This window comes from Muricoccus harenae, from assembly GCF_009848505.1.
GTDB lineage: Bacteria > Pseudomonadota > Alphaproteobacteria > Acetobacterales > Acetobacteraceae > Roseomonas > Roseomonas harenae.
Window position 1 is genome coordinate 1 of the sequence record NZ_WWDL01000064.1, and the last position, 10,043, is coordinate 10,043.

The 10,043-nt window shown below is 64.7% G+C and carries 7 protein-coding genes and 2 pseudogenes; 6 read left to right on the top strand and 3 right to left on the bottom strand.

The window, feature by feature from the left end; genetic code table 11:
• Together GSE44_RS24455 and GSE44_RS26635 are read left to right on the top strand one after the other, a co-directional pair.
• A pseudogene (locus GSE44_RS24455) lies at positions 1–223 on the top strand (IS701 family transposase); the annotation flags it as partial.
• A gap of 196 nt (positions 224–419) precedes the next feature.
• A pseudogene (locus tag GSE44_RS26635) lies at positions 420–605 on the top strand (IS5/IS1182 family transposase); the annotation flags it as partial.
• Between the two features lie 151 nt (positions 606–756).
• Here the strand turns inward: GSE44_RS26635 and GSE44_RS24460 are convergent.
• The gene (locus GSE44_RS24460; protein WP_159351443.1) at positions 757–1,491 is read right to left on the bottom strand and encodes a hypothetical protein; all 735 of its coding nucleotides are present in this window, start codon (positions 1,489–1,491) and stop codon (positions 757–759) included.
• Positions 1,492–2,029: 538 nt separating this feature from the next.
• Between GSE44_RS24460 and rsgA the strand changes: the two genes are divergently transcribed.
• On the top strand, positions 2,030–3,103 hold the full coding sequence (gene rsgA / locus GSE44_RS24465) for a ribosome small subunit-dependent GTPase A (protein WP_159351444.1): 1,074 nt from the start codon (positions 2,030–2,032) through the stop codon (positions 3,101–3,103).
• Positions 3,104–3,226: 123 nt separating this feature from the next.
• Here the strand turns inward: rsgA and GSE44_RS24470 are convergent, their stop codons facing one another.
• Both GSE44_RS24470 and GSE44_RS24475 read right to left on the bottom strand, forming a co-directional pair.
• Positions 3,227–4,366, bottom strand: coding sequence for a methyltransferase (locus GSE44_RS24470; RefSeq protein WP_159351445.1), 1,140 nt, complete (start codon positions 4,364–4,366; stop codon positions 3,227–3,229).
• Positions 4,367–5,107: 741 nt separating this feature from the next.
• Positions 5,108–6,415, bottom strand: a complete 1,308-nt coding sequence (locus GSE44_RS24475; protein WP_159351446.1) for a cation:proton antiporter — start codon at positions 6,413–6,415, stop codon at positions 5,108–5,110.
• A 640-nt stretch (positions 6,416–7,055) separates the two neighbouring features.
• On the opposite strand from GSE44_RS24475, the gene GSE44_RS24480 reads away from it, so the two are divergent.
• The 3 genes from GSE44_RS24480 to groEL all read left to right on the top strand — a co-directional run.
• Positions 7,056–8,081 carry an amino acid ABC transporter substrate-binding protein gene (locus GSE44_RS24480; RefSeq protein WP_159351447.1) on the top strand — a complete coding sequence of 342 codons (1,026 nt, stop codon included), beginning with the start codon at positions 7,056–7,058 and terminating at the stop codon, positions 8,079–8,081.
• An 865-nt stretch (positions 8,082–8,946) separates the two neighbouring features.
• Complete coding sequence (locus tag GSE44_RS24485) at positions 8,947–9,264, top strand: co-chaperone GroES (RefSeq protein ID WP_159351448.1); 318 nt, start codon at positions 8,947–8,949, stop codon at positions 9,262–9,264.
• 52 nt (positions 9,265–9,316) lie between these two features.
• On the top strand, positions 9,317–10,043 hold a 727-nt coding region (groEL, locus tag GSE44_RS24490; RefSeq protein ID WP_159351449.1), incomplete at its 3' end, for a chaperonin GroEL.

The following is a 10,043-nucleotide window of genomic DNA, read 5'->3' on the forward strand; positions in this document are numbered from 1 at the left end:
CGAGGACAGCTTCGAGACCGCCAAGAACGAACTCGGCCTGACCCACAACGAAACACGCTCCTGGCACGGCTGGCATCGACACGTGTCGCTGGTCATGCTGGCTTTCGCCATGATGGCGGTGATCCGAAATCACGCAAACGTCGAAGACGAGCAAACCTCAGCCCGCGTGAGTCGCAAGGACGGGCACTCGTCCGCTGGTCTATCCAGGAAGTCCGCCGCATAGCCGTCCGCCTGGCCCAACGCAAAATCCGGCCCGCCCACGTCATCGCATGGTCACTCTGGCGACGAGCACATCAAGCTGTCGCCCAGCAAGCCCACCTCAAACGTAACGCGCAACTGTAATGCTAGGAGCAGGACCCATTGATTTGGGGTAGGGCCTCATCTGATTGGCTGACTCCATGGCCGCTGGAAGTGCTGCCATGGCTGACCTGCTCTGGCTGACAAAAGCGCAGATCCGGCGGATTGCGCCGTATTTCCCGCTCTCGCATAGGGTGCTGCGGGTCGACCAGCGCGTGGTCAGCGGCATCATCCATCGCATTCGCAATGAATTGCGCTGGCGCGACGTCCCGGCCGGGTATAGGCCGCACAAGGATCTCTACAACCGCTTCGTGCGACGGATTTGCCTTGGGGCGCTCAACGGGATCTTCGCCGCGCTCGCAGGCCGGGCGTGCGAGCCGGAGCGCCTGATGATCGACGCCACCACCTCAAGGCCCACCACACGGCAGCCAGCCTGCTCAAAAAGGGCTGTTCCCCGCTTTATGCCTCCCGGAACTGGGCAGGATCCTCAATGCCGAGCTCGGCGCCCTTGGCGTCGAAGGCCGCATCGTAGACCTGCGTCAGGCGGCTCTTGGGTGCCACGCCGCCGTGCCCATCTTCCGGCAGTTCCGACAGGGCGAGCACGTCGGCCTCGATGGCGATGGCCATCATATGGGATGCCTGCGCCGCCAGGCCCGCCGAGTGCATCGTCTCCACCGCCAGCTTCGCCTCCGCGATAGCGAGTTGCCGCTCAAGCTCCGCGGCTTGCCGTTCCGCAACGTCAGCCCGTCGCTCCTGCTCCATAAGGGCGGCTCGCAGCTCCTTCATCTTGGTGGCCATGTCGCGTACGGCCTGATCCAGGCGGTCCAGGGGGAGGCGTTCAAGACCGTTGGGGGCACCCTTCGGGGACGGGATCGTTGCGGCTTGGGGCTCGGGCATCGGAACTCGCTGGGCCAGGAAGGCGTCACCCATAGTTCGGTCTGGCCGGACAGGAAATGCTGGGCAGGACGGCACCTCCGCGCGCATGGCAGCCTTGTAGGTGCTGACGTTCTCATGCCACTCGACCGGCATCCCGTCCCAGAAGGTGATCTGCTTCCCTGCCCACTTTCGCCGGACATAGACGTGGAATGCGTCGGGTGAGGCCTCGACGTAGCCGGACTTCCCGTCGGTCAGCCGCAGATGAAGGGCCAACTGCTCTGCCTGCTCCTTCATGTACGCGTCTTCCGAGCCGCTCATCGGGAGCCTCCCAGGGCCTCGTTCCGTTCTGCCCCGGAACTGCCGCGGGGCGGAGGGGTTTCCTGTCCGCCACAAGGCAGGGGGACCGCTTGCCAGGCGCCACATCAAGCGGATCGCGGCGGGGCGGGGCCCAGCCATCCTCTGGCGCTGCCCCGGTGCCGGCCGCTTGGGGTAATGCTGGTAGACCGCCCGCCTCGATCCGATCGCCCGGCGTACGAACATCCTCTCGCAGCTGCTGGAGGACGGAACCTCCGTCCCGGCAGCGGAATGGCGGCTTTCACGCTGCCGGCGGAATAAAGCTGCCTATCACCTGTTCCGGTAGCGCCATGAGCGGTTCTGCTCAGGCGACCGACGGGGCTATTGTCCAGCGGGACGGCGCCAGTCCCTTAGCAAGGCATGGCTGCGCGGCATCGTCGGCGCAATACACCGCTACCTGTGCAGTGTCGGGCCAACAGCCTTGCAACTGGCCACAGCCCAAATTGGTCGGTTTGCCGTCCGGTCGGTGCTAGAGTGCCCACCCCATGTGAGAGTGCCGCCATTGATCGAGCAGTATGGCTGGTCCGATGCGCTGCGGTTGGCCTTCGAACCGCATGCGCGCGCCGGCTACCTTCCCGGGCGTATCATCATCCAGCAGCGCGAAGCGCATCTGGTGGTGACGGATGGCGGCAACCTGAGCGCCAGACTCTCCGGCCGCCTGCGCCATGAGGCTCGGGAGGCGGGCCATCCGGCCGCCGGTGACTGGGTGGCTCTGTCGGCAAACGCCGGCGAAGGGACAGCCACCATCCATGCCGTCCTGCCCCGCCGCACGGCCTTCGTGCGTCGGGCGGCCGACAGCGTGCAGACACTGCAGGTCATCGCCGCCAATATCGACGTCGTCTTCGTCGTCACCTCGATGAACGCCGACCTCAATCCACGTCGGCTTGAGCGCTTCCTCGCGGCGGCCTGGCAAAGTGGTGCGCGGCCGGTGGTGGTGCTGACCAAGGCCGATCTGTGCGAGCAATCCGAGGGTCAGGCCGCCGAGATAGCCACCCTGGCGGCAGGCTGCCCGGTGCTCGTCGTTTCGGCGCGCCAGGGTCTTGGCCTGGGCAGCTTGAAGGATCACATCTCGCCGGGCGAGACTTGTGTGCTGATTGGCTCATCAGGCGTCGGCAAATCCACCCTGGTGAATGCCCTGCTGGGCGAGGAACGGATGGCGACCCAGGATATCCGCGCGGCGGATGCCCGGGGGCGTCACACCACCAGCTATCGCCAACTCGTCCTACTTCCTGGTGGAGGGCTGATCCTCGACACGCCTGGCATACGCGAAGTGGGCCTGATTGACGCGGATGAGGGTCTCAGCACGGTCTTCGACGATATTGAACAGCTGGCCCAGAATTGCCGGTTTCGCGACTGTGGGCACAGCAGCGAACCGGGCTGTGCGGTGCGCGGCGCGCTGGACGAGGGCCTCCTCGATGCTGACCGCTGGGCGCATTTCCAGAAGCTGAGCCGGGAGCTGGCGGCGTTGGGGGTGACGAAAGACCGGATGGCGCAGGAGGTCGGACGCCGTCGTCTGGCTGCGCAGCAAAAAGTGTATCGGTCGACGAAGAAAGACCTGCGAAACCAGCGTTCGTAAACTTGGTCAGCAGCGAGTGCATACGAGCCTGGGCGCATTGTGCAATGAAGCCGGTCCTGCACAACCGCGCCGCTCGCGCACCCACGCCCAGCCCATCCCGCCGCAGGGACGCGCTCGCCGTCCTCAGGGTCGCGCCGCACCCAGGCGCCATAGCGAGGTTGTCTCCTGAAGTCGTGCGGCATGCAGCGGGTCATTGGCGTCGAAGGTTTTGCCATGTCGCGGCCGGGTATCGAGCCTCTCGATGACCGCCAGCCCGGCTGCCTCGATCATGCCCAACAATTGGCCGCGGCTGCGTAGGCCGAGATGTTCCGCAAGATCGGAGAGGATCAGCCAGCCTTCTCCGCCCGGCAACAGGTGCCCCACCAATCCGTCCAGGAAGCCGCGCAGCATGCGGCTGTCTGAATCATATACCGCCTGCTCAAGTGCCGAGGACGCCTTGCCCGGCAACCAGGGCGGATTGCATACCGCCAGGGCGGCGCGCCCCGGCGGGAACAGGTCGGCCTCTCGTACCGCGACCTGTCCGGTCAGGCCCAGCCGTTCGACATTGGCGCGTGCACAGGCCAGGGCGCGCGGCGATAGGTCGGAGGCGATGATCGTCGGTACACCGCGTCGGGCCAGCACGGCTGCCAGCACGCCGGTGCCGGTGCCAATATCGAAGGCAGGCCCGCCCACCGGCAATGGCGCGCGCGCGACCAGGTCGAGGTATTCACCGCGGATCGGCGAGAACACGCCGAAGTCTGGGTGAATTGTCGCGCCCCCCAGGGCCGCGACGGGCACACCCTTGCGATGCCATTCGTAGGCACCCACCATTCCCTGTAACTCGCGCAGCGGTACCACGGCGTTGCCCACGGGCAGGCCGAGCGCGTGATGCAAGGCCGCACGCACATCCGGGGCGCGTCGCAGGGGAATTGCCTGGGCGGCGTCGAGCGGGATCAGCACCATGCCCAGGATGCGCGCGCGATGCGCTTGGCCTAGCCGATAGCGGTTGAAGCGCTCACGCATAGGCATGTCGTCGGGCAGGCGGCTGCGTGCCGCGCGCTTGTCCAGGCGACGCGCCAGCGCGGTGAGCAGTTGCCGGGCGTTCTGGAAGTCGCCGCGCCACAGTAGCCCGACGCCCTCGCAGGCCAGACGGAAGGCATCGTCAGCGCGCACCGTGTCATCGACGGCTTCGACGCGGCGGGGAGGGAGGGCACCCGATCCAGACAGCCAGGCCGCGTCATGGGCGACAGTGCCTCCGGTCCATTCCAGGCGGGGCACACTCATAGGCACTGCAGCGCGCACACGGTGCACAAGGGGACATAAGGGGGCATCAACGGCATCTCTCGCACGGAAACCGTATCTAACGCGACCCGCCCGCCGCCACAGCGGATCACGGCCCTGAGCCGGGGCGGATTTTTCTGCGACGGGGGAAGAGGCCTAGGCAGGGTGACATGGTTTGTGAGCGGCGTCGTTGCGCAATACGGCCTGAGGGCAACGCATGAGCAAGGCATCGGCACCGGGTGGCCGTCCCAAGACCCGCTACCGGACCCGGAACTGGCGGAAGTACGACCGGGGTCTTGTGGCCCGGGGCGGCCTAACAGTGGGTCCAGCCCAAGCGGCGTGAGGCGGCGGTCATAGCTCTCGGCGTAGTTGCCGACCTGGCGGATGATGTCGGCCGCAGACCTGCCGCCAGGAATTCCTCTACGGCTGCGACAAGGAAAGTCGCCAGGTCGACGCCAACGAGATGCCTCGGGTCCCGCGCGGGAAGCCGCGGACTGCTCATCGGCGGCTTCCTCCGAGCAGCGGCCCGATAGCGAAAATGCTGCTTTCGGCCAAACTCGGACATAGGGGTGAACGCCGCAGGTGGCCGTGGCGGACGGTTTCCAGGTCACGGTGCTGTACTGGTCCCATGCCAGCCGGGAGCTGCGGGAGGTGGCGACGGCCTCCCACGAACTTGACCCTCACATCGGGGATCTGGCGCTGGAGCGATGGTCTGGCAGAGGACATTGCTGCCCTCCCTAACCTTCATGAGTTTGCCGGTCCCTGGAGTCCCGGGGGCGGCGTCGCTTCTTCCGCATCCGGGTCACGGCCTTGCTGGCGATCAAGGGATCGCATAATCGGGGTGACGGTAAGACCGTGCAGCAGGACCGACATGAGGACGATGAGGCCCACAAGGCCCCAAAGGCGCTCAGCGCCTGCCACTTCCATGTGGTTCAGCCCATAAGCCAGGTAGTAGAACGAGCCGACGCCTCGGATACCGAAGAAGGCCAGGGTCAGCTTCTCGCCCCCATCCGCCCGGAAGCCGATCAGACCGATGAGGCCCGTCACCGGCCGAATGACCAGCAAGATCACGGTGGCGATCCCGATGTCAGCCCAGGTCACGGGCGAGAGCAGGCCGCTCACCAGTGCACCGCCGAAAAGCAGGAGCAGAACCATCATGGCAATGCGCTCGATTTGTTCGGTCATCGCGTGCATCTGGATCTGGAAATCATGCTCGCGGTGCGCATGGCGGAAGGCGACTGCCGTGGCGAAAACGGCCAGGAAGCCGTAGGAGTGGATAATCTCCGTCAGCCCGTAGGAGACCAGAGTGGCAGACAGGGCGATCAGCCCGTCACCGGTCTTGGCCAGCTTGGTTTCGGCCGGGACATGGAAGGTGAGCCATCCAAAGGCGCGACCGATCAGCCAGCCGGCGCCGACACCAGCACCGATCTCCCACAGCACGCGGTAAGTGAACCACTCGGCGAACCAGGGCTCATTAGTGCCGGCGACCGCAGCCAGGGCGATCGCGAGATGGACGAAAGGAAAGGCCAGGCCGTCATTCAGCCCGGCCTCCGAAGTTAGACCAAACCGTACCTCGTCCTCCTCGCCGGTCTTGGGCGGCCCGACCTGGACATCTGCGGCCAGAACGGGATCGGTGGGGGCGAGGCTGGCCGCGAGCAGGAGGGCAATGACCCAGGGAAGCCCCAGCCCCCATCCCACCAGTAGGGCGATGGCGGCGATTCCGAGCGGCATGGTCACGCCGAGCAGGCGCCATGTCACGGCCCACCGTCGCCAGTCGAAGATGCGGTCGAGCTTCAGGCCCGCCCCCATCAGCGCGATGATCACCACGAACTCGGTGAAGCGCTCGGTGATCTCCGGGTGATCGAGGGGAAGTGGACGGATCGTGACCTGCGGAAGGGAGAAGAGTGCAGCACCAAGCGCGATGCAGACGATCGGCAGGGAGAGCGGCAGGCGCTTGAGGACCAGGGGCAGCCAAGCGACGAGGGCGATAAGAATTCCGAAGCCGGTGAGCGCGAGGATGTAAAGATCAGGGAGCAGGTTGCTGGCCGTCATGCGTCCTTACCGAAGAGGGGATGGAGGGGAATGGCGTGGCGGGGCAGTTTCCACGGTCAGGGCACCACTTACGATCGGAACCACCTGGGCTCCGGAGTTAAGCGCAGGAGGGGGAGAAGAGTTCGACCGCCCGGGGAAAGGAAACACCAACTCCGGGCGATGCTGGCTAGCGAAGGTCGTGCGATTGCAACGAATCAAGACTTGCAGACCAAATCACCCAAGTCCCAAGCCTCGGCGACGAAAGTGTCTCTGGAGAGAGAAAAAGGCGCTCGCTCCACCTTCGAAGTATCAAGGTGCACGCCGGAAATGTAGCGGATGCACACGGAAAAGCGCGATACCAACCACCCCGGAGAAACGGTCTCCTGGAGAAGGTTGGAGCAACGGCAGAAACTGGGCGCAAACATTCCCTGGGGTTGCAGATCAGCAGCGCCGGAGTGAGGGCGCCACCATGCGGTGTCGGCATGACCATCGGAGCCGCGCGCAGGGCGCCGGGGCCATACTGAGGTTGGATGGCTGTCGGTGAGGCCACTTGTGGCCGCCTCACCGTAGATTTGGCTGAGATCTGCTACAGTTCCGTCAGACGGCCTGACGCTTAAGGGCCGTCCCCTCGGCTCGAATCAAAGAAAGGGAGGAAAATGACATGCTGAGAGGCTTACTGACACCTACGCTGGTTGCGGCCGCCTTGATGCTGGGCTGCACCACCGTAAGGGCGGGGCAGACACTGGATGGAGTGCGGCAACGCGGCGTGCTCGCCTGCGGCGTGAATGTCGGCGTGGCGGGGTTCTCGCTTCCGGACAGCCAGGGCGTCTGGCGCGGAATGGACACGGATCTCTGCCGCGCCGTCTCCGCTGCGGTGCTGGGGGACCCAAACAAGGTGCGGTTCGTTCCGCTCACGGCCGTACAGCGGTTTACCGCCTTGCAGTCCGGTGAGATCGACGTCCTCATCCGCCAGACAACGTTGACGATGGTTCGTGACACCAATCTTGGTCTCCGCATGGTTGCCGCAAACCTCTACGATGGCCACGGCTTCATGGTGCGCCGCGATACCAATGTCACGGACATCCGAGGAATGGACGGCATGACGATCTGCCTGTCTCCCGGCACCACCAATGAGCTAGTCACGCAGGACGCCTTCCGTGCCGCCAATCTCCGCTTCACGCCGGTGCTGCAGGAACGTATGCAGGACAATGCCCAGGCGCTGCAGGCAGGGCGGTGCGACGCGATCGGGACCGACGCCACCCAATTGGCGGCCCTGCGAAGCCAGTTCAGCCGGCCCAACGAGTACGTGATTCTGGAAGCACGGTTCTCGAAGGAGCCCTACGGTCCGGTGGTACGTCGCGACGACCAGGAGTGGTTCGACGTTATCCGCTGGGTGCTCAACGGGCTGATCGAGGCGGAAGAGCTAGGCGTGACTAGCACTAATGCCGAGCAGATGCGCGCCAGCAGTTCCAACCCGGCAGTCCGACGTCTGCTGGGCGCGGTCCCGGACCTCGGGCAGGCCATCAAACTGCAGCCGAGCTGGCTATATGACGCGGTCCGAGCAGTGGGGAACTACGGCGAATTGTACGACCGTACCATCGGGCCCAATACCCAAATAGGTCTCGCGCGCGGCGCGAACGATCTGTGGACGCGCGGGGGTCTCATGTACGCTTGGCCGATGCGATAGACTGGCCTACATGGGGTGGCCGGCCAGCGAAGCATCGCTTACTCCGGTCTCACCTTCGTTCGCGAGCAGCTGACGTGCCGCCGGAATGGCTCCTTCCGGGGCACGTCTCGATCCGCGGCGATTTCCTGCTCCATGACAGCGACATTGACTTGTCTGGCGCGCCAGACAGAGCGAAGCACAGCAGCGCGGCGGCACTCCCCTCCCGTGCCACCTTGACCGTCGCTCGGCAGGGCTCGGTCGAGGCGGCGACCGCACGGGCGCAGGCTTGCTGCCCCCGTACCCCTTCGCCGACCCGATCCTGCCGGTCCACCGGTAGAGCCGCGATCCGGGCGCGGAAGCCATGCTGAGCATCCTGAATGGCTACCGACGGGCCAGCTTGTGATAGCCCCTCCGGTAGGCCTCGCGGAATTTAACCTTAAAAGTCCGGCAATTCAGCGTTGCTCCGGTCCTGCGCGGTGTCTCACCGGCTCCGAGGGATCGCTCCCCCGCCGCAAAGGTGAGGTTACCAGTGAACGGGATCCGTGATGGCTGTTCATACGAAGATGATGCAGTGACAGCAGGTGCTCGCTGACTTCGGTGAGTTCGCCCTGCGATCCAAGGGCCTCGACTAGATCCTGGCGGAGGCCACCCGCCTCGTGGGTGACGTCGTCGAAACAGGACGCTCCAAAATCCTGGAGATCCAGCATAAGGAAACTCCTTGCTGGTTCGGGCAGGCTTGGGCTGGGATCCCTTGTAAGTACTTCCCCCGCGCCCCACGTCCTCGGCACTCCCCCGTGCAGAGTGCCAAGTGTCGTTCCAACGGCCGGCCCTCGCTCAGTGGGCAAGCAGACCAGCCCTGTGCTGGCCCCTAGAAAGCTCCGCTTTTATGAAATTCCGTCCCCTGCATGACCGGGTTGTCGTCCGCCGCATTGACGCTGAGACCAAAACCTCAAGGGGCATCATCATTCCGGACACTGTCCAGGAGAAGCCTCAGGAAGGCGAGATCGTCGCGGTGGGCGACGGTGCGCGCGATGAGCGTGGCGAAGTGGTCGCCCTTGTGGTGAAGGCCGGGGATCGCGTGCTGTTTGGCAAGTGGTCCGGCAGCGAGGTCAAGCTAGACGGCGAGGATCTCCTGATCATGAAGGAAGCAGATCTGATGGGAGTGATCGAGGGTGCTCCGGCCGTCACCCGGAAGGTCGCCTGATTCCCAGCTGCGACACGCCATCCCTCCGCATTCGGATAGGAACACGCCTCCAATGACAGCCAAAGACGTTCGCTTCGGCGAAGATGCGCGCAAACGGATGCTGCGCGGCGTCGACATTCTCTCCGATGCCGTGAAGATCACGCTGGGCCCGAAGGGCCGCAATGTGGTGCTCGACAAGAGCTTCGGGGCACCGCGGATCACCAAGGACGGCGTCAGCGTCGCCAAGGAGATCGAGCTCGCCGACAAGTTCGAGAACATGGGCGCGCAGATGCTGCGCGAAGTGGCCTCCAAGACGAACGACATCGCCGGCGACGGAACCACCACGGCCATTGTGCTGGCGCAGGCCATCGTGCGTGAAGGTGTCAAGGCCGTGGCCGCCGGAATGAACCCCATGGACCTGAAGCGTGGTGTGGACCTTGCCGTCTCAGCCGTTGTTAGTGAGCTGGCGCTGCGCACGAAGAAGATCTCCACCCAGGCTGAAACCGCACAGGTTGGCACCATCTCTGCCAATGGCGAGACCGAAATCGGCGCGATGATCGCCCAGGCGATGGAGAAGGTCGGCAACGAGGGTGTTATCACCATCGAGGAGGCCAAGAGCATCGAGACCGAGCTCGAGGTCGTCGATGGGATGCAGTTCGATCGTGGTTACCTTTCCCCGTATTTCATCACGAATGCGGAGAAGATGATTGCCGAGCTCGAGAACCCGTACATCCTGATCCACGAGAAGAAGCTCTCCCAGCTGCAGCCGATGCTGCCGCTGCTGGAAGCCGTCGTGCAGT

What these genes read in the sequence shown, in the direction of transcription:
- GSE44_RS24460 (WP_159351443.1), bottom strand. Translation starts at nt 1,491, where the DNA reads ATGAGCGGCTCGGAAGACGCGTACATGAAGGAGCAGGCAGAGCAGTTG.
- GSE44_RS24470 (WP_159351445.1), bottom strand. Translation starts at nt 4,366, where the DNA reads ATGAGTGTGCCCCGCCTGGAATGGACCGGAGGCACTGTCGCCCATGAC.
- GSE44_RS24475 (WP_159351446.1), bottom strand. Translation starts at nt 6,415, where the DNA reads ATGACGGCCAGCAACCTGCTCCCTGATCTTTACATCCTCGCGCTCACC.
- GSE44_RS24480 (WP_159351447.1), top strand. Translation starts at nt 7,056, where the DNA reads ATGCTGAGAGGCTTACTGACACCTACGCTGGTTGCGGCCGCCTTGATG.
- GSE44_RS24485 (WP_159351448.1), top strand. Translation starts at nt 8,947, where the DNA reads ATGAAATTCCGTCCCCTGCATGACCGGGTTGTCGTCCGCCGCATTGAC.